The organism is Fructilactobacillus hinvesii, from assembly GCF_024029435.1.
In the GTDB taxonomy this organism is placed as follows: domain Bacteria; phylum Bacillota; class Bacilli; order Lactobacillales; family Lactobacillaceae; genus Fructilactobacillus; species Fructilactobacillus hinvesii.
On the sequence record NZ_CP097118.1, the window covers coordinates 1,327,570 to 1,346,342 of the forward strand.

At 46.9% G+C, this 18,773-nt stretch carries 16 protein-coding genes; 3 read left to right on the forward strand and 13 right to left on the reverse strand.

Features of this window, described 5'->3' with window-relative positions; all coding sequences use genetic code 11:
* Window positions 1–69 precede the first annotated feature (69 nt).
* The 13 genes from uvrA to M3M39_RS06835 form a co-directional block, all read right to left on the reverse strand.
* Window positions 70–2,928 (reverse strand): excinuclease ABC subunit UvrA, encoded by a 2,859-nt coding sequence (gene uvrA / locus M3M39_RS06775; RefSeq protein ID WP_252797088.1) that lies wholly within the window; start codon window positions 2,926–2,928, stop codon window positions 70–72.
* Between the two features lie 21 nt (window positions 2,929–2,949).
* A complete protein-coding gene (gene uvrB, locus M3M39_RS06780) occupies window positions 2,950–4,956 on the reverse strand; it encodes an excinuclease ABC subunit UvrB (protein ID WP_252797089.1) in 2,007 nt (668 codons plus the stop codon).
* 143 nt (window positions 4,957–5,099) lie between these two features.
* Window positions 5,100–6,029: a thioredoxin-disulfide reductase gene (gene trxB, locus M3M39_RS06785; RefSeq protein WP_252797090.1), complete on the reverse strand. Its 930-nt coding sequence runs from the start codon at window positions 6,027–6,029 to the stop codon at window positions 5,100–5,102.
* Between the two features lie 89 nt (window positions 6,030–6,118).
* Window positions 6,119–7,135 (reverse strand): NAD(P)H-dependent glycerol-3-phosphate dehydrogenase, encoded by a 1,017-nt coding sequence (locus M3M39_RS06790; RefSeq protein WP_252797091.1) that lies wholly within the window; start codon window positions 7,133–7,135, stop codon window positions 6,119–6,121.
* 4 nt (window positions 7,136–7,139) lie between these two features.
* Window positions 7,140–7,970 (reverse strand): prolipoprotein diacylglyceryl transferase, encoded by an 831-nt coding sequence (gene lgt / locus M3M39_RS06795; RefSeq protein ID WP_252797092.1) that lies wholly within the window; start codon window positions 7,968–7,970, stop codon window positions 7,140–7,142.
* Window positions 7,971–7,985: 15 nt separating this feature from the next.
* Window positions 7,986–8,948: an HPr(Ser) kinase/phosphatase gene (gene hprK / locus M3M39_RS06800; protein WP_252797093.1), complete on the reverse strand. Its 963-nt coding sequence runs from the start codon at window positions 8,946–8,948 to the stop codon at window positions 7,986–7,988.
* A 15-nt stretch (window positions 8,949–8,963) separates the two neighbouring features.
* Window positions 8,964–9,302, reverse strand: a complete 339-nt coding sequence (locus tag M3M39_RS06805; RefSeq protein ID WP_252797094.1) for a phage holin family protein — start codon at window positions 9,300–9,302, stop codon at window positions 8,964–8,966.
* Complete coding sequence (locus tag M3M39_RS06810) at window positions 9,299–10,480, reverse strand: PDZ domain-containing protein (RefSeq protein ID WP_252797095.1); 1,182 nt, start codon at window positions 10,478–10,480, stop codon at window positions 9,299–9,301. The genes M3M39_RS06805 and M3M39_RS06810 overlap by 4 nt, the downstream gene beginning before the upstream one ends.
* A gap of 11 nt (window positions 10,481–10,491) precedes the next feature.
* Window positions 10,492–11,605 (reverse strand): peptide chain release factor 2 gene (gene prfB, locus M3M39_RS06815; RefSeq protein ID WP_252798009.1). Its coding sequence is split into 2 segments (ribosomal slippage): window positions 10,492–11,532 and window positions 11,534–11,605, totalling 1,113 coding nucleotides; the frame shifts between segments, so codons are not numbered across the junction.
* Window positions 11,606–11,680: 75 nt separating this feature from the next.
* Window positions 11,681–14,047, reverse strand: coding sequence for a preprotein translocase subunit SecA (gene secA, locus M3M39_RS06820; RefSeq protein WP_252797096.1), 2,367 nt, complete (start codon window positions 14,045–14,047; stop codon window positions 11,681–11,683).
* A 171-nt stretch (window positions 14,048–14,218) separates the two neighbouring features.
* Entirely contained in the window at window positions 14,219–14,752 is a 534-nt protein-coding gene (locus tag M3M39_RS06825) for a ribosome hibernation promotion factor (protein ID WP_252797097.1), read from the reverse strand.
* 82 nt (window positions 14,753–14,834) lie between these two features.
* Window positions 14,835–15,515, reverse strand: a complete 681-nt coding sequence (locus M3M39_RS06830) for a ComF family protein (protein WP_252797098.1) — start codon at window positions 15,513–15,515, stop codon at window positions 14,835–14,837.
* On the reverse strand, window positions 15,508–16,827 hold the full coding sequence (locus tag M3M39_RS06835) for an ATP-dependent helicase ComFA (protein ID WP_252797099.1): 1,320 nt from the start codon (window positions 16,825–16,827) through the stop codon (window positions 15,508–15,510). The genes M3M39_RS06830 and M3M39_RS06835 overlap by 8 nt, the downstream gene beginning before the upstream one ends.
* 40 nt (window positions 16,828–16,867) lie before the next feature.
* On the opposite strand from M3M39_RS06835, the gene M3M39_RS06840 reads away from it, so the two are divergent.
* The 3 genes from M3M39_RS06840 to lrgB all read left to right on the forward strand — a co-directional run bounded on the left by M3M39_RS06840 (window position 16,868) and on the right by lrgB (window position 18,740).
* The gene (locus M3M39_RS06840) at window positions 16,868–17,515 is read left to right on the forward strand and encodes a YigZ family protein (protein WP_252797100.1); all 648 of its coding nucleotides are present in this window, start codon (window positions 16,868–16,870) and stop codon (window positions 17,513–17,515) included.
* A 70-nt stretch (window positions 17,516–17,585) separates the two neighbouring features.
* Complete coding sequence (locus M3M39_RS06845) at window positions 17,586–17,996, forward strand: CidA/LrgA family protein (RefSeq protein WP_252797101.1); 411 nt, start codon at window positions 17,586–17,588, stop codon at window positions 17,994–17,996.
* 6 nt (window positions 17,997–18,002) lie between these two features.
* Window positions 18,003–18,740 (forward strand): antiholin-like protein LrgB, encoded by a 738-nt coding sequence (gene lrgB / locus M3M39_RS06850; protein WP_252797102.1) that lies wholly within the window; start codon window positions 18,003–18,005, stop codon window positions 18,738–18,740.
* Window positions 18,741–18,773: the final 33 nt, after the last annotated feature.

An 18,773-nucleotide genomic window follows, 5' to 3' on the forward strand; every position in this document is an offset into this window, starting at 1 on the left:
CTTTGTCTAAGTATAGCATACCGGGTGTTTCATCCTAAGAAAAAAGAACCGTCAGCGACGATTCTTTCGTTAATCTGTGCTTTGGGCCTTGGTCCGGGCAGTGTCTTGAGCCAAAATTGGTTTTAAGTACTGGCCCGTGTAACTAGCAGCCACCTTCGTAATTGCCTCCGGAGTTCCGGTAGCTACCACCGTTCCCCCGGCGTCTCCACCTTCTGGACCCAAATCAATCACGTGGTCAGCTTGCTTAATTACATCCATGTTGTGCTCGATGATTAAAACGGTGTTTCCCTCATCAACCAGGGCTTGTAGGACTTGCAATAGCCGTTTCACGTCGTCCGTATGGAGGCCGGTCGTTGGTTCATCCAAAATATAGAAGTTCTTTCCGGAGGACCGTTTGTGCAATTCAGAAGCAAGCTTCATCCGTTGCGCCTCGCCTCCAGACAGCGTGGTAGCTGGTTGTCCCAACTTCACGTATCCCAGGCCAACGTCTGCAATCGTTTGTAACTTGCGGGTGATCTTTGGAATGGCCGAGAAAAAGTCGAGCGCTTCGCGGACCGTTAAGTCCAACACTTCAGCAATGTTTTTGCCCTTGTATTCTACCTGGAGGGTTTCGGCGTTATAACGTTTCCCATGGCAAACCTCGCAGGGAACGTAAACATCCGGCAGAAAATCCATTCCAATCTTCAGGATTCCGTCTCCATGACACGTTTCACAGCGACCGCCCTTGATGTTAAAACTAAAGCGTCCCTTGTGATACCCCCGTAGTTGCGCTTCATTGGTCTTAGCAAATAAGTCCCGAATATCATCAAAAACCCCCGTATAGGTGGCCGGATTACTCCGGGGAGTCCGTCCAATTGGACTTTGATCAATGTTAATTAATTTTTCAATCTGTTGGTAGCCCGTTAGCGATCGATAACGTCCTGGTTTAGCCGAATTATGGTTAAGTTTTTGGGCTAAAGCGCGCTTCAGAATATCATTCACCAGCGTTGACTTTCCTGATCCCGAAACTCCCGTCACGACGTTAAACTCTCCCAGGGGAAATTTCACCGTGATGTTTTTCAGATTATTTTCCTGAGCCCCCTTCACCGTCACGAATTTTCCGGTGCCAGAACGCCGGTGCAAGGGTACGGGAATAAACTTCTCTCCCGCTAGATATTGCCCCGTTAAAGAAGCCGGATTATGTTCCACTTCTGTCGGGGTCCCGGTGGCCATAATTTGACCTCCGTTCGCCCCTGCTCCGGGGCCCACGTCAACCAGATAGTCAGCAGATAGCATCGTCTCCTGATCGTGTTCTACCACAACTAGGGTGTTTCCAAGATCTCGCATCTGTTGTAGCGATTTAATCAAGCGAGCGTTATCGCGTTGGTGCAGCCCAATCGATGGTTCATCCAAAACGTACAGAATTCCCGATAGGTTAGATCCAATTTGAGTTGCTAACCGAATCCGTTGGGCTTCTCCACCTGAAAGGGTTCGGGCTGCCCGAGAGAGCGTCAAATAACTTAACCCCACGTTGAGCAAGAAATCCAAACGATCCCGAATCTCTTTAATCACTGGTTTAGCAATCGTTGTATCCTGTTCGCCAAGTTCTACCTTCTCAAAGAAGTGAAACTCGTCCGTAATGTTTTGCTCACAAACTTCGGCAATACTCAAGCCGTTGATTTTCACCGCCAGAGCCTTTTCGTTTAACCGCAACCCCTGACAAGCCTGACAGGTTAACTCGCGCATGTATTTACGCATTTGATCCCGGGTAAAGTCACTACTAGTGTCATGATAACGGCGTGCAATGTTATTCATCACACCTTCAAACGGAACGTCAGCATCCCGCACGCCCCCAAAGTCACTTTCGTAGTGGAAGTGAAATTCTTTTCCCTGGGAACCATGTAAAAGCAAATCTTGCTGTGCTTTGGGAAGCTGTTCAAACGGCGTATCCATATCAATCTTAAATGCAGCCGCTGCTTGCTCTAAAAGTGTTGGGTAGTACTTGGAACTAATCGGATTCCAAGGTTCAATTACCCCTTCACGGAGGGTTTTGCCTGGATCCGGAATCACAAGTTCTTCATCTACTTCTAATTTAGCTCCGAGTCCATCACACTCTGGACAAGCCCCGAGCGGCGAGTTGAATGAGAACAGGCGTGGTTCTAATTGGCCCACGGTAAACCCGCACACTGGACAGGCATAGTGTTCAGAAAATAACAGTGGTTCTCGTTTCCCCAAGAAATCCAACGTGGCATAGCCCTCACTCAAGCGTAGAGCCGTTTCTAGTGAATCAGACAAACGGGCGTTAATCCCTGGTTTCACGACGATTCGATCAATTACAATGCTAATGTCATGCCGTTGGTTCTTATTCAAATCGAGTTCATCGTTGACGTCATGCTGTTCGCCATCAACAATGATGCGGACAAATCCTTCTTTTTTAATTCGTTGTAAGACTTTCTTGTGCTGTCCCCGTTTGGAACGCACGATGGGCGATAAAATTTGTAATCTCGTTCGTTCTGGCAGTTCCAGGGTCCGATCAATCATCTGATCCACCGACTGGCTCTGAATGACCGTACCGTCGTTAGGACAAACGGGGGTTCCTACCCGGGCCCACAATAACCGCAGGTAGTCGTTAATTTCCGTAACCGTTCCCACCGTGGACCGCGGGTTTTTTGACGTTGTTTTCTGATCAATCGAAATAGCCGGACTCAGTCCCGTAATCGAATCCACGTCTGGTTTGTTCATCTGACCTAAAAACTGACGCGCGTAGGAGGATAAACTCTCTACGTACCGCCGTTGTCCTTCCGCATATAGGGTATCAAATGCTAAAGAACTCTTCCCCGAACCGGACAGTCCCGTCATTACCACCAGTTTATTCTTCGGAATATCAACGTTCACGTCCTTTAAGTTGTGTTCACGGGCACCCCGAATCTTAATCACATCATTGGCCACCAGTTCCACCTCCTTCGTTTATTAATCCATTTCTTGCTTTAACTTTTTAATTGTATCACGCAAATTTGCAGCCTGTTCAAAATCTAGCTGACGCGCGGCGGTTTGCATCTCATCACTCAGGTTTTGCAACACTTGCTGCTGCTCTTTGGTACTCATTTGTTCAAAGTCCGACTCTGCAAACGGTTTTTCCTTGTTGTAGTGGTCCGCTTCCGTTTGTTTGTAAGCCGAGATAACCTTTTCAATTGGTTTAATGATCGTGTGTGGTTCTTGGTGGTGTTCCTGATTATAAGCAATTTGCTTATCACGCCGCCGTTGGGTTTCATCCATGGCCAACTGCATCGAATCCGTCACGTGGTCTGCATACATAATTACATGACCATCTTCGTTTCGAGCGGCCCGTCCAATCGTCTGAATCAGTGAGCGTTCGTTGCGCAAGAAGCCTTCCTTATCAGCATCCAAAATGGCAACCAGGGAAACTTCTGGCACATCAATTCCCTCTCGAAGCAGATTAATCCCAATTAAAACGTCGAACTTTCCCAGTCGGAGATCCCGAATAATCCGGGTTCGTTCCAAGGTTTTAATGTCACTGTGCAGGTACTTTACTTTAACTCCCAGATCCTTTAGATAGTCGGTTAAATCCTCAGCCATCTTCTTGGTCAAGGTAGTCACAAACGTCCGTTGGTGCTTTTTAACCCGCGCGTTAATTTCTCCCAGTAAGTCATCCATCTGATCCTTAGTGGGCCGCACCTCCACTGTCGGATCCAATAGTCCCGTTGGTCGAATGATTTGTTCGACTACCTGGCTACTGTGTTCTAATTCATAATCACCAGGAGTAGCTGACATGTACACGACCTGGTGAATGTGTTTTTCAAATTCTTCAAAATTCAGAGGACGATTATCGTAGGCACTTGGCAATCGAAACCCATAGTCAATCAACTGTTTCTTCCGGGCCCGATCTCCCTTCAACATCCCGCGAACTTGCGGGACAGTCTGGTGGGATTCATCGATGAACATCAAAAAGTCCTTTGGAAAGAAATCCAGTAAGGTATACGGTGGTTCACCGGGTTTTCTGCGATCCATGTAACGGGAATAATTTTCAATTCCCGAGGTATACCCCATTTCTCGCATCATTTCGAGGTCATAGGTCGTCCGTTGCTTTAACCGCTGTGCTTCTAACAGTTTTCCAGCGTGTTCCAGTTTTCCAACCTGAGTTTCCATGTCCGCTTTGATTTCTGGAAGCGCCACGTTCATGATTTCATCGTTGGTTAAAAAGTGGGTGGCCGGGAACAAGGTGACCACGTTTGGTTCCCCAATCACTTCACCAGTTAATGTGTTGACTTCGGTAATCTTATCAATTTCATCACCAAAAAATTCGATGCGGTAGGCGTTCTGGGTTCCAGAAGCCGGAAAGACTTCCACGGTATCTCCATGAACCCGAAAACGGCCCCGATCAAAATCAATATCGTTCCGTTGAAACTGAATGTTAACCAGTTTACGCAGAAACACATCCCGTTCCATTTCATCACCAACCCGAAGCGAAACGGTGTGGTTTTGGTATTCTTCGGGATTCCCTAATCCAAAGATTGATGAAACGGAAGCCACGACAATCACATCGTTGCGGGACAACAATGCACTCGTTGCCGCGTGTCGGAGTTGGTCAATTTCGTCGTTAATCGAAGCATCCTTTTCAATGTATGTATCACTAGATGGCACGTAGGCCTCTGGTTGATAAAAATCATAGTAACTTACGAAGTACTCCACGGCATTGTGGGGGAAAAATTCCTTTAACTCGTTATACAGCTGACCCGCCAACGTTTTGTTGTGCGCTAAAACCAGCGTTGGTCGGTTTTGATCCCGAATAATGTTGGCCATCGTAAACGTTTTTCCGGTTCCGGTTGCCCCTAACAGGGTTTGTTCTTTATCGCCCGCCTGTAACCCCGCATCAATTTTAGCAATGGCCGTAGGCTGATCGCCGGTGGGTTGGTACTTAGACACCAACTCAAATTTATTTTGTGTTTTGGTAACCATGATGATCCTCTTATTCTTAATTAGTGATAAGTCGCAGATGCTAGCTATTTTAGTCAACTAGTCAGTTAATTATTATCTTAGCACACGAACATACTTTCGCCAAACAAAAAAAGAAGCGCTCTTTGAGCCCCTCTTTCCTTGGTTTATTTACTTTTAACGGATTCGACGTAATCAAAGACGGCTTGACCCGCAATGCCACCGTCACCAACTGCCGTGGTAATCTGACGCAGGCCCTTTTTCCGGACGTCCCCGACCGCAAAAATTCCTGGTACCTTAGTTTCCATCTGGTCGTTGGTAATAATCCAGCCTTGCTCATCAGTAATGCCTAACTGAGTGAAGGCTCCAGAGATTGGGAGAATTCCGACGTACACAAAGACTCCTGCCGTTGGTAATTCACTCGTTTCCCCAGTTTGGTTATTCTTGAGGGCTACCCCCGTGACCTTTTTGTCGTCACCCAGAATTTCTGTCACGTTACTGTTCCAGATAAACTCAATGTTATCGCGTGCAAAAGCCCGATCTTGCAAGATCTTTTGGGCCCGCAACTGGTCGCGTCGGTGTACAACCGTGACCTTTTTGGCAAGGTTGGCTAGATAAGTGGCCTCTTGAACGGCCGAGTCACCACCGCCGACCACGACGACGTCTTCATTCTTAAAGAAAGCTCCGTCACAAACGGCACAGTATGAAACTCCCCGACCACCGTACTGGTCTTCACCAGGAACCCCGAGCTTTCGGTATTCTGACCCCGAACCAATGATAACGGCTGATGCTTCAAATTGCTCTTCAGCGGTGTGAACGATCTTTTGGTTCCCAGCCAGTTCAATCCCGGTAACTTCTCCGTAGGCATACTCAACGCCGAACTGGGTGCTACTTTCATACATTTTTTCCGATAGATCTGGACCTAAAATGGACTTAAAGCCCGTGTAGTTTTCGATTTCTGCGGTGTTATTCATTTGCCCACCGTAAACCCCACGATCTAGCATCAAAACGGACAGTTCTGCCCGTGAAGCGTATAAAGCAGCTGTCATTCCAGCTGGTCCTGCTCCAATTACAATTACATCGTATTTTTTCGTCATTTTATTCACCTCATTGCTGATCACTTTTACTAGCATCATCCTAACACACTTACTTAAAGTTAGTAAAAGAATTAGCTTTCCGTTTCCAGTTAACCGTTTTCGGTTTGTCCTTCCCGGGTCATCAACGCATGGATGGCCGCTGGAACCGTTTCTTCCTGGTTCAACACGGCGTGAATGGCTTCCGTAATCGGCATTGAAATTCCCGTTGTCTGTGCTAAATCATAGGCTGCTTGGCTGGTGGCAATTCCTTCGATCACCATTCCCATGTTTGCAATTACATCAGCTAACGGAATTCCCTGACCGAGTTGATACCCGGCGCGATAATTCCGCGAGTTGGTACTAGTTGCCGTCACAATGACGTCCCCCATTCCAGAGAGACCAGCAAAGGTCAGTGGATTAGCTCCAAAACTAACTCCTAGTCGGGAAATCTCAGCCACCCCGCGGGTCATTAAAGCAGCCCGCGAATTATCACCATAACCTAGCCCAGCTAGCGCTCCTGAAGCTAAGGCAATGATGTTCTTTAAGGCGCCCCCAAACTCGACTCCAATCACATCGGAGTTGGTGTAAACCCGGAAGTAATCATTCATAAAAAGCTTTTGAAAGTGGGTTGCAGCATCAAAATCATCACTCGCTACGGTTACTAGCGTGGGGTCGTGCTGTGCGACTCCCTCCGCATGACTTGGTCCCGAAATGACAGAGATGCTCTCCCGTTGCTCTGGAGCAATCGTTTCTGCTAATACTTGGGAAATCCGCAGGTGGGTCGTTGTTTCTAATCCCTTACTTCCATGAATCAAATGGGGTTTCAGGTCTAACTTTTGTAAAATAGGAGCAACGTCTGCAGCAACAGAACGCGTTGCCTGGGCAGGAACAATGAAGAGAACGTCCGTAGCATCCGTGAGGGCAGTCTCTAAATCAGTGGTTGCCCGTAAGTTAGTGGGAAACGTGTAGTTTTTAATGTATTTTTCGTTGGTATGTTGCTGGTTCAATTCTTCAGCTTGGGCAGCGCTTCTCGTCCACAACTGAACGGTGTGTCCGTTTTCGTTTAAGATGGCAGCTAACATGCTCCCCCACGATCCGGCTCCCAATACGGCAATTTTAGTTTTCATTTAATTAATTGTCTCCTTTAGCATTTTCCACATCGTACCATTGTAAATTCTGATCAGCGCGACGGCGATAAATTAACACGACCAGCGCTCCCACGCACAGAACCACTGAGAGCACCTGCGAAACCCGCAGCGGCCCTAACATTAAGCTGTCGGTGCGCATGCCTTCGGTAAAGAAACGTCCGTATGCATACCACATCACGTAGGTTAAAAAGATTTCCCCACGCTTAAAAAGATGATTAGAGTGGCGCATGGTTAGCAAGAGGACGAAGCCCAACAAGTCCCATAGTGATTCGTAGAGAAAGGTGGGTTGCCGATACGCTCCGTCGATTAACATTTGCTGCATAATCACGGCTGGCAGGTGTAAATGTGCAAGAAAAGAATGGCTGGTAATCGCTCCATAGGCTTCTTGATTCATGAAGTTGCCCCAACGCCCGATTCCTTGTGCCATCACCACGGTCGGTGCAGCAATATCAAAAACCTGCCACAAAGACATTTGGTGCCGGCGACAGAACCACCAAATGAAGAGTCCCGCACCAAGAAGTGCTCCATAAATGGCAATGCCTCCGTCCCAGATCGCAATGATTTCACCGGGGTGACTCGCATAGTAATTCCACCGAAAGACGACGTAGTATAGGCGAGCCGAAACAATCGCAATGGGGATGGCTCCGAGAATTAAGTTGTACACCAGGTCCTCATTAAGGCCCTGGCGGTGCACTTCGCGCATTGCTAACCAAACCGCCAGTAACACGGCAGTTGCAATGATGATTCCATACCAGCGAACGTTGAAGGGACCGAAACTAATCGCAATCGGATTTAAGGCTGCAATTGCAAACATTGTGATTCAGCCTCCCTAGTGTCCCTCGTCTGCCTTGGGTTGATCTTCTTGACTGTGTTCCTTAATCAACCCATTTAACTCTTCGTCAAACATATTAGTAGCGTTGTACCCCATCGTGTTGGCCCGGAAGTTCATCGCAGCCGTTTCAATGATAATCGCTAAATTTCGGCCGGGTTTAACCGGGATGTCGAGTTGCTTGACTTCCACGTCAAAAATCCGTTGTTTGGCATCACCGGTCCCCAGCCGATCATACTTCTTACCCTTCTCCCAAATGTCTAAGTGGATAATAAGGTCAATCCGGGTTTCTGACCGCACCGCCCCGGTTCCAAAGAGGGTCATGACGTCAATGATTCCGATTCCCCGAATTTCTAACAGATGATTCAAAATCTTTGGGGCCTGCCCAATTAAATCCTGTTCGTCATGTTGATGAACGTCTACCCGGTCATCAGCAATCAGCCGGTGCCCCCGTTTAACTAGTTCTAATGCGGTTTCACTCTTTCCGATCCCAGAATCACCGGTAATCAGAATTCCAACCCCATAGACTTCTACTAGTACTCCATGAATGGACTGACGGGGAGCTAGCTGGGCTTCTAGGTAGTCAGTCATGTTACTCAGCACCCGGGAGGTGTTTAACTTCGATTCAAGGATGGGAATGCCAGCGGCTTTGGCGGCGCGAACCAGTTCCACGGGTGGTTCAATGGCTGTCGAAATCACAAAGGCCGGCGTATCTGGTTGACACAACCGCGTCATGTATTCCTGTAAGTCTTTTTCTTCCAAGTGTTTTGCAAATGAAGTTTCCGTAATTCCCAGCAACTGAATTCGTTCTGACGGATAGTAGGCAAAGTAACCGGTTAATTCCAGCCCGGGCCGCGAAATATCACTGGTCGTAATGGAGCGATCTAGATGATCAGACCCCGAAAAAACACTCAAATGGGTATTTTCCACTAATTCTTTAACGCTCACACTGTTATTACTCATGAAAATCCTCCTTGGTTACACGTCCGGGGTAATGAAGTAGTTGCAAATTGACATTAACAAAGAGATTAAAAAAACCATTCCAAACGAGGAAAAGCTCATCATCGGTCCGACTAACACCGCGGTTAATTCTAAGATTAGGGCGTTCAACACCAGGTTAAAAAGCCCAAACGTCAAGATGTTAATCGGCAAAAACAGAATCGATAAAATCGGTTTAATTAAAACTTGTAAAAGGGTTAAAACGGCGGCCGCCCCTAGTGCGACCTGCCAACTTTCGATGTAAAAGGAAGTTGGAAAAATAGTAGCAAAGGCTAATAACAAAATGAAATTAACCAGCCACCGACTAATCACTCTCATTTTTGTACTCCTGTTTCATCCTTGGGAAAAGTCACAATCCCAATTTCATGGGGAGCTCCAGCATAAATGGCCGAATCCTTCAGCTCTAGTTGACCATCCCGATTCTTAATCTTCAAATGACAGAAAGTGGGATTACTCTGTAAGGCCCGGTATAATTGGTCCTCATTGCGAACCGCTTGGTCGTTAACCTCTAAAATCAAATCTCCCGTTTGGAGTTTCATCTTGCTAGCTGGAGTGTTAGGTTTTACGGCTAAAATCCGAATCCCATCCACGGCTTGTTCCACCTGTTTGGCTGACGCCTTGCGATCCACTCGGTGGTAATGGTACAGCACCATTGCATAGGCCAATAGCAAGACGATAATTGCGGCCACTTCAAACCATAAGTTCTTCCAGAGAAAGGCATCGACCGTTAATCCCAGACTTAACCAAGCTAACCACCCAGTAGCATTCGCTAATCGTTTCACAATATTTTCTGACATATCACTAATGAACTTAAAGCGGTACCCAATCAAAAACGGAACGACTAAGATGCTAACCTTACTTCCAAACAGCCGAAACATTGGCCAGAAGGGACTGTTTGCAACGAACAATTGACCCGGTACCAAAAAAACTAGTGGAACAACCGTAAATTTGTTGAACAGGTACGAAGCGACCCGGTTCCCCCGGATATTTTTACTAAGCACCGGTGAGTTTACCGATTTTCGATTAAACTTCAAGAACAGATACTGCAGAATCAGCATCACCGTTAGTAACTCCAAGAAGTTCATTCCAACGGGCATCGTGTTTTGCAGGGTTAAATTAAAGTTACCATTAAGAATGTGAGTGTAGAAATTATTTCCTAACAGTAAAATTAACAGCATCAAGATTCCCATGCCCGCAAACGGAAACATAAATCCAGGAATTACGACCATGAACGCCATGATCACTTCGTAAGCAAAGATCCATGCAAAGGATACTTCGATTCCAAACCCAAAGGAGAGGATGGAACCTACGATTCCTAATCCAATTGTCCCCAGCAAAAAGGTCTTCAGCTCGGTGTGCTTCGGATTAATCGCGCTTCCGTAAAGATCACGTTCCCGCTTCATCCGTAAATGGTGATCGACGAGGGTGCGCCCGATTCCCAACCAGAACACCGGCATCATAAAGAAAAATAAGACGTTAAATAGTAACTGTTGCATAATTGCCATCCTTATTGATTATCTTGTTGTAATTTCCACTGTAAGTACGCGTTAATAAACGGATTCAAATCCCCATCCATCACCGCTTTCCCGTTGGCCGTTTCGTAACCAGTTCGGTGATCTTTAACCATCGTATAAGGGTGAAAAACGTAGGAACGAATTTGTGATCCCCAGCCAATGTCTAACTGAGTTCCCGCTAATTTGGCTTTTTCCTCAGCCTTCTTTTGTTCTTCACGTTCATACAACTTTGATTTTAACATATTCATCGCCGTCACCCGGTTTTGAAGTTGAGAACGCTGGGCTTGACTGGACGTAACGATTCCCGTTGGCAGGTGAGTAATCCGAACGGCGGAAGAGGTTTTGTTAATGTGCTGACCCCCAGCTCCGCTCGAACGAAAGACATCAATCCGTAAGTCATCAGGATTAATCTCTACCGTCACGCTCTCGTCTAATTCCGGCATTACATCAACAGACGCAAAGGAAGTATGCCGTCGCCCCGCTGAATCAAACGGAGACAGCCGCACCAACCGATGAATCCCCTTTTCAGCCTTCAGATACCCGTAAGCATTGGGCCCACTTACGGTCATTGTCACACTACTTAAACCGGCAACTTCACCGGGTTGGTAGTCATCAATTTCCACCTTAAAATTGTTTTGTTCTGCCCAGCGGGTGTACATCCGGAGTAACATTTCTGCCCAGTCTTCGGCTTCTGTTCCCCCGGCTCCCGGGTGAATTTCTACGATGGCATTATTATGATCGTATTTGCCGTTTAACAACAGACTTAACTGGTAATTTTGCAGGTGCTCTTCGGTTTGGGCTAAATCACGTTCAAAATCGTGTTCTAAATCAGGATCACTTGCTTCCGTCAGCAGTTCCAAACTAACTTCCAGGTTCTCCGCTTCTGTTTCTAGTTGGTGAAACTGATCATACTTTGCCTTCAGATGGTTGGTGGTCGTAATTAATTCCTGGGCGGCTTGCTGATCATCCCAGAAACCAGGCTGTGCCATCTTAGCCTCGTTAATGCTAATATCTTCGTTTAACTGATCCAGGTCAAAGAGACCCCCTAAAGTTACTAATGGCGTCGTTAATCTCTGCCACTTTGGCTTTTGCAGTACTTAATTCCATCATCATTGTTCCTCCTCTAGTGAGCAAGTATCATGCCAAGAAAAAGCGAAGAACCATGGTCCTTCGCCTGTCTTGTTATCTTTGAATGTTTTGCCGGATTTCGGCCTTCATGAAGAGCCGGGTGACATCGTAATCAATGTCTGCAACCATTTCTTCAAACATTCGGAATCCTTCCCGTTGGTATTCTACCAGCGGATTCAACTGACCGTAACCCCGCAGCCCAATTGATTCTCGTAATTGGTCCATGGCGTCAATGTGATTGGTCCAGTGGTCATCAACCACCCGCAGAATTACAACCTTTTCAAATTCCAAGAACTGACTTGGGTCTGGGAACTGGTTGGCCTTTTGGTCGTAGGCTTTTTCCGCTAATTGATAGAGGTAATCCTTAATTTGTTCAGCATTTTTCCCTTGTAAATCGTCAATCCCAATTTCGTTTGGACTAACCAAAGAACTAATCGCAAAGTCCAAAATGGTATCTAAGTTCCAGTCCTTTTGGTCTCCCTGAGTATGCAGGGACACGATCCGATCAATGGTCCGTTTTACCATCGGCATAATGACCCACTTCAACGACTTGTCTTCTTCAATGACCCGGTTTCGTTCACCGTAAATCACATCCCGTTGTTCCGACATGACGTTATCGTACTTCAACACGTTTTTCCGTGAGTCGTAGTTATTCCCTTCAACCCGCTTTTGGGCAGATTCAACTTGGCGCGTAATCATCCGACTCCGAATTACCGCATCGTCGTCTTCCACTTTTAAAGTATTTAAAACGTTTTTAATTCGTTCTGACCCAAAGCGCCGCATCAGGTCATCCTCTAGAGATAAGTAGAATTGTGAGTAACCAGGGTCTCCTTGCCGGCCAGCCCGGCCCCGGAGTTGGTTATCAATCCGCCGAGATTCGTGCCGTTCCGTACCAATCACGGCTAAACCACCCACGCCAACGACGCCAGGTCCTAATTTAATATCGGTTCCCCGACCAGCCATATTAGTGGCAATGGTCACAGCCCCTTTTTGCCCAGCGTTAGCCACGATGTCTGCTTCCTTAGCATGATTCTTGGCGTTCAACACCACGTGGGGTACGTGTTCTTGATCCAATCGTTGTGACAGGTATTCAGAAGTTTCCACAGCCACCGTACCCAATAGGATTGGTTGACCCCGTTTATGCAACGCCTTAACCTTATCAATTACGGCATCAAACTTGGACTGTAAGGTTGGGTAAAGAACGTCTGGTTCATCGATCCGTACCACAGGCTTGTTGGTTGGAATGGCCACCACGTTCATGTTATAAATCTCACGGAACTCTTCTTGTTCCGTTTTCGCAGTTCCCGTCATCCCAGCTAGCTTACTGTAACGCCGAAAGAGGTTCTGGTAGGTAATGTTAGCCATCGTCTTGCTTTCTTCCTGGATGGTAACCCCTTCCTTTGCTTCGAGCGCTTGGTGCAAACCATCAGAGAAACGCCGGCCTTCCATGATTCGTCCGGTAAAGGAATCCACGATTAAGACCTCATCGTCCTTTACCACGTAGTCCTTGTCTCGTTCCATCACATAGTTCGCCCGTAAAGCTTGGTCAATGTGGTGGGTTAAGGCCGTATTATCGGGATCATAAATGTTTTTCAGGTTAAAGAATTTGTCGGCCTTCTTGATCCCCTGTTCCGTTAGCGAAACGGTCTTCGTTTCGAGGTCAACCTTAAAGTCATCCTCGGCAGTTAGAGTCTTTGCAAACTGGTCGGCTTGGCGATACAACTCGTTGGCTCCCTGAGCTTGTCCCGAAATAATCAATGGCGTCCGGGCCTCATCAATTAGAATGGAATCCACTTCGTCGACAAGGGCAAAGTTTAACGGCCGTTGGACTCGATCTTCCTTATAAACCACCATGTTATCTCGCAGGTAGTCAAATCCAATTTCACTGTTCGTGGAGTAAGTAATGTCGGCGTTATAAGCGGCCCGTTTTTCTTCTGGATTCTTTTCGGCGGTGTTAACTCCCACCGTCAAACCGAGCCAGTTGTATAGCTCTCCCATTTGTTCCGCATCACGAGCAGACAGATATTCGTTCACAGTTACCACGTGTACTCCCTTACCAGAAATGGCATTAAGGTACACAGGCATTGTGGCTGTCAGGGTTTTCCCTTCCCCGGTCTTCATCTCGGCAATGTTTCCTTCGTGTAAAACAATCCCACCCATGATTTGCACCCGAAACGGTGTCATTCCAAGTACCCGCCGTGCGCCCTCGCGAACAACGGCAAAGGCTTCGGGAAGTAAGTCATCCAAACTTTCTCCGTCTTGATAGCGTTTTTGTAATTCGGGCGTTTTCGCCTGTAGATCGGTATCGCTAAGTTTACGATATTCTTCAGAATAAGAACTAACCTGATCGGCAATTTTACCGAGCTGTTTAATTCGGCGTTTATCGCTTTCCACCCATTTTTTTAATACGTTTGTTGGCATGCTCTCAATCTCCTTGATGTTTCAGAATCGTGTACTGGTTATTACTAGTTAGATACCTTTCATTTTACCATTTTGTTTCCTTAATTAAAAATCTGTCTCCTTTGTGTAAGAACAGGAAAGCTCTCAAAAACTAGTTTTTGAGAGCTCTAACTTAGCACAATAATCAAACCATTAACTTTCCGTCGTAATTTGTCCATAATGACCATCATTCCGTCGGTAAATAATATTAATGGTTTCGTTATTAATGTCTTTATAGATGTAAAAATCGTGATTGAGTAAATTCATTTGTAAAATAGCGGTTTCAGAATCCATCTGCTTTAACGGAATCCGCTTCTTACGCACCACGTCCAGCATAACCGCTGGGCTCGCTTTCTCTTGAAAGAGCTTCGGATGGCCACTTTGTTCGGCATGTTCATTCACGTTCTCACGATAGCGGTGAATCTGACTCATGATTTGTTCCACCGCGTTTTTCACGCTAGTATCCAGCAGATTGGTCGTGGCTTCACCGCGCAGTAAGAGGAAAGGAAAAATAATCGTAATTTCCGCTTTAATCAACTGGTTAGGATAACTAACTAGGTTAACGTGAGCGACGGCTGAAACCCCATCCGCGAGCTCTGTATTAATTTGGTCAATTTGGTCACCAATGGTCTGACGAACCTGGTCCGTGACGTCAACGTCGTCACCCCGCACGTTAAAAGTTAGCATGATGTAAATCTCCTTTACGAATTCCTGCAGGTAAAACCCTACTACTTTAATTATAGTGAATTTAACCTAAAATAACAATTAATTACCGAGCCAGTGTAACGCTTCGCACCGTTTGTACTCCATTACTGAGTAACAATCGTTGTGCTTCGTGGAGCGTTTGTCCGGTTGTATAGACATCATCCACCAAACAAACGTGGGATCCTTGAAGTTGGTCTAAAACCTGCTCGTTCAGCGTAAATGGTTCCCGGGTTTGCAACCGTTGTGCCCGCGTTTGCTGATGTTGACTAATCGCTCGAGGTCTTGCTACTAATGCTGCCACCCACACTACTTCCGTCAGCCAGCCTTCTACTTGGTTAAACTTTCGTTGCTTTCGTTGCGTGGCCGTTATCGGGATAGGAATGATCAACTCCTGCTTGTGCTGCAGGCACCGTTCTAGTCGCTGCTTGACTAACCACCGAAGCACATAATCTCCCTGAAATTTATACCGCTCAAGATAACTTTGCATGATTCCATGGTACGGGTACACGGCTTGATTAACGAGGGGAACGCCACTCCGCTTTTTCCATTCCTGACAATCACGGCAGGGAACCGATTCGGCTTGAAACCGGCCACATTGAGGACACTGGCTGCCAACGGGTGGAATGAACAATTCCTGACAGCGCCGGCAAAGTCGCGGGGGAGTATATTCTCGTCCGCTTAATAAGAACGTTAGGGATAAATTGGGGCGTAACGGATTAGCACACCACAAACACAGCTCAGACATCGGTTGCTCCCCGTCGATTCATGTGAGCAATTTGTTGGCGTGCTTTACGAACGTTTTTCGTATAACCACTGACAATACAATCAACGTGACCGGTAGGACAAGTTGCCTTGCGTCCGACTCGTCCAGCCATTTGGACTAAAGAGGCCACAGAGAACACCCGATCATCTCCTCCCAAAATAATCACGTCAATCCCAGGAAAAGTCACTCCTCGTTCTAAAATTGTGGTGGTCACTAAAAAAAGCACCGTCCGCTGACGCATCTGCTCCACCTTCCTAATTCGTTCAGAATCGCCGGCATGAACCGTTTCCCAGCGACACGCTGCTCGAAAATGCCGCTGTAAATACCGATCCACCACCGCCAGATCCCGAATGCGCGGAACAAACAGTAAAAAGGGTTGCTGGTTGTGGATTTTAATCCATAACAACCGGCGTAATCGTCGCGGAAGTTGCCCGCGTTCCAATTGCTGGCGCCAGCGAAATGCAATTCGCCACTGAATTTGGGGAAGCGGATGCCCGTGAAACCGCCGGGGCAGGTAAGCGATCCGTCCGCGATACTCCCGTTGCAATCGTACGCTCGGAGTCGCTGTCATTAACAACCAGGCCCCGTGCGGTTTTAACGCCCGCTGAGCAGCCTGCTCTAGCATTGGATTATCCGCATACGGAAACGCATCGACCTCATCTAGAATTAAAACATCAAATGCCGCTTGGAAGCGAAGCAGTTGGTGAGTCGTACAGATTGTTAGTTGCCGGTATCCGTAGCCCGTATCACTATGACCATGCAGGAGTGCGATTGGAACCGTGGGGAACACAGCTTGATAGCGAGGATAGAGTTCACCACAAACATCCACACGTGGTGCTGCAATTGCAACCCGCAGGCCGTGATTTAATGCCCAAGCAACCCCTGGAAAAGAAATTTCCGTCTTGCCTGCTCCCGTCACGGCCCATAGTAACAAGTGTTCCTGGTTCTGAAATGCTCGTTGGACCTGATTGGCACAGCTCTGTTGTTGCGGGGTTAAATGTCCCGACCACTGCAAGGAATCCTCCACCGGGATAAAGGCATTCGGCTCGGACAGGCTCACGAGCTGGAGTCCCGTGTCTAACCGCCCTAAGTTCAAACACGCCCGACAATAATAATCCCCACTGGGGAGTCTTTGCTGCTCCTTTTCACAATCAGTTTGGCATCGGTTACAATGAAGGGAGACCTTTTGAATTTCTACCGCCGGACTAGTCTGAATTGGGGTGGGCAGTTCAAGTGCTCTAACCGTTGACGGTGCTAGTGGAACTAACCGCCCCCAAAAACTTTGTTCATTCATTTGCTTCACCTCTAACCTAAGATACGGAAAGGATTTCATCATGGATCAACCCTTTTTAACGATTGCGCACGCTGGCAATCATGAAATCGACATCAAAAAATCAAAATTCATTGCTAACGTAGCCCGCATTCAAAGTGAGGATGGCGCTAATAACTTCATCCAACAAATCCAAACCGAGCACAAGAAAGCCACCCACAACTGCTTTGCCTACGTCTGTGGCGAAACTGATCAGATTCAACGCGAAAGCGATAATGGAGAACCGAGTGGAACTGCCGGAGTACCCATTTTGGAAGTAATCAAAAAAAATCAACTTCATAACGTGGCCATTGTCGTGACCCGTTACTTTGGTGGCATCAAACTTGGGGCGGGCGGTTTAATTCGGGCTTACAGTGGGTCTGCTGCTCAGGTCATTACCACCGTTGGTATCGTAGAGCGGGTCACTCACGAAGGCCTCCAAATCACAGTTGACTACAAAAACTACGACCAGTTGAATTACTTTCTCACTACCCACGACTTCGTCATTCAAAACGTTGACTACCAAGCTAGTGTCACCGTCACGACCTCAGTAGCAGTTGAGCACCTAGAAGAACTGCAAACTGACCTCCAAAATTTGCTGGCGGGAAATGTAACCATTAAGCTCATGGGAAAGCAGTTTGTCGAGGTTCCTGTCCCTAATTCCGGGGAATGATTGCGTTTACATTAAGCTCTGTTATAATAAAAGTAGTGAAATATATCACAATTTTGAAAGGAGCTTTTTTATGTCATCCAAAAATTCATCTAATGCGCCAGCAGCGGCCCCCATCATGGTTCAGATGGGGATCTACGCGGTTGTGCTCTTTGTTTCTTACATAATTTCCGCCCTCTTCCCCAAGAACTTCCCGGTTCCAGCGCCAGTGGTCGGTTTAATTATTCTGTACTTGCTGTTAACCTTTCACATCATTAAACCCCTGCACGTGGAAAAAGTGGGAAACTTTTTAATTAGCATCCTAGCGTTCCTTTTTGTTCCATCGGGGATTCAACTCGCTGCCGATTTAGACATCATGAAGCACTCTGGACTCCAAATGGTCATCATGATTTTAATTTCTACGGTCGTCATGTTGGTATCAGTGGCCCTCGTTGCCACAGCGTTAATTTGGCTCCGGAAACTTTTATTTTCGGGAAAGGAGTAACCACAAATGCAAGCAGAATTACTAAAATTTTTGGGGACTCCCATGTTTGGAATCGCCCTGTCGCTCGTTGTGTATTTGATTGGAACGTTCTTGTTTAAAAAAACCAAGGGCTTCTTCCTCTTTCAACCGCTGTTTGTCAGCATGGTGCTCGGGATCTTTATTCTCTGGATGATCGCCGCTGTCACCAAATTAGATGTGACTTGGGTTTACAAAAACCTTTACAAACCCGGTGGCGACATCATCTTCTGGTTCTTATACCCAGCCACGATTGCCTTTGCCCTGCCCCTATTCAAGCGCAATGACATCGTTAAGAAATACTGGTTAGAAATCATCCTGTCGTTAATCATCGGCTTGACCATTTCGGTTGTCATCATGTACTTTGTTTCGAAGTTATTGGGATTAAACAACGCTGGAATCGCTTCGATGTTACCCCAAGCTGCTACTACCGCCGTGGCCATGCCCATTGCCGCTGGAATCCATGGAATTCCGGCCATCACCGCCATGGCCTGCATCCTCAACGCCGTTATCATTTACGCAATTGGGGACTGGCTCATTAAAATCTTCCACCTCAAGAACCCCATTGGGGTGGGATTAGGCTTGGGAACGGCTGGTCACACCCTTGGTTCTGCCAAGGCCTTAGAACTAGGGGAAGTTCAAGGTTCAATGGCAGCCATCTCCGTTGTCATCATTTCGATTGTGGTCGACGTGGTGGTGCCTCTCTTTGCAAACCTAGTTCATATTTAATTCAACTACGTCACAAAAAAAGAGTTCGGAAAA

What these genes read in the sequence shown, in the direction of transcription:
- uvrB (WP_252797089.1), bottom strand. Translation starts at nt 4,956, where the DNA reads ATGGTTACCAAAACACAAAATAAATTTGAGTTGGTGTCTAAGTACCAA.
- trxB (WP_252797090.1), bottom strand. Translation starts at nt 6,029, where the DNA reads ATGACGAAAAAATACGATGTAATTGTAATTGGAGCAGGACCAGCTGGA.
- M3M39_RS06790 (WP_252797091.1), bottom strand. Translation starts at nt 7,135, where the DNA reads ATGAAAACTAAAATTGCCGTATTGGGAGCCGGATCGTGGGGGAGCATG.
- lgt (WP_252797092.1), bottom strand. Translation starts at nt 7,970, where the DNA reads ATGTTTGCAATTGCAGCCTTAAATCCGATTGCGATTAGTTTCGGTCCC.
- hprK (WP_252797093.1), bottom strand. Translation starts at nt 8,948, where the DNA reads ATGAGTAATAACAGTGTGAGCGTTAAAGAATTAGTGGAAAATACCCAT.
- M3M39_RS06805 (WP_252797094.1), bottom strand. Translation starts at nt 9,302, where the DNA reads ATGAGAGTGATTAGTCGGTGGCTGGTTAATTTCATTTTGTTATTAGCC.
- M3M39_RS06810 (WP_252797095.1), bottom strand. Translation starts at nt 10,480, where the DNA reads ATGCAACAGTTACTATTTAACGTCTTATTTTTCTTTATGATGCCGGTG.
- secA (WP_252797096.1), bottom strand. Translation starts at nt 14,047, where the DNA reads ATGCCAACAAACGTATTAAAAAAATGGGTGGAAAGCGATAAACGCCGA.
- M3M39_RS06825 (WP_252797097.1), bottom strand. Translation starts at nt 14,752, where the DNA reads ATGCTAACTTTTAACGTGCGGGGTGACGACGTTGACGTCACGGACCAG.
- M3M39_RS06830 (WP_252797098.1), bottom strand. Translation starts at nt 15,515, where the DNA reads ATGTCTGAGCTGTGTTTGTGGTGTGCTAATCCGTTACGCCCCAATTTA.
- M3M39_RS06835 (WP_252797099.1), bottom strand. Translation starts at nt 16,827, where the DNA reads ATGAATGAACAAAGTTTTTGGGGGCGGTTAGTTCCACTAGCACCGTCA.
- M3M39_RS06840 (WP_252797100.1), top strand. Translation starts at nt 16,868, where the DNA reads ATGGATCAACCCTTTTTAACGATTGCGCACGCTGGCAATCATGAAATC.
- M3M39_RS06845 (WP_252797101.1), top strand. Translation starts at nt 17,586, where the DNA reads ATGTCATCCAAAAATTCATCTAATGCGCCAGCAGCGGCCCCCATCATG.
- lrgB (WP_252797102.1), top strand. Translation starts at nt 18,003, where the DNA reads ATGCAAGCAGAATTACTAAAATTTTTGGGGACTCCCATGTTTGGAATC.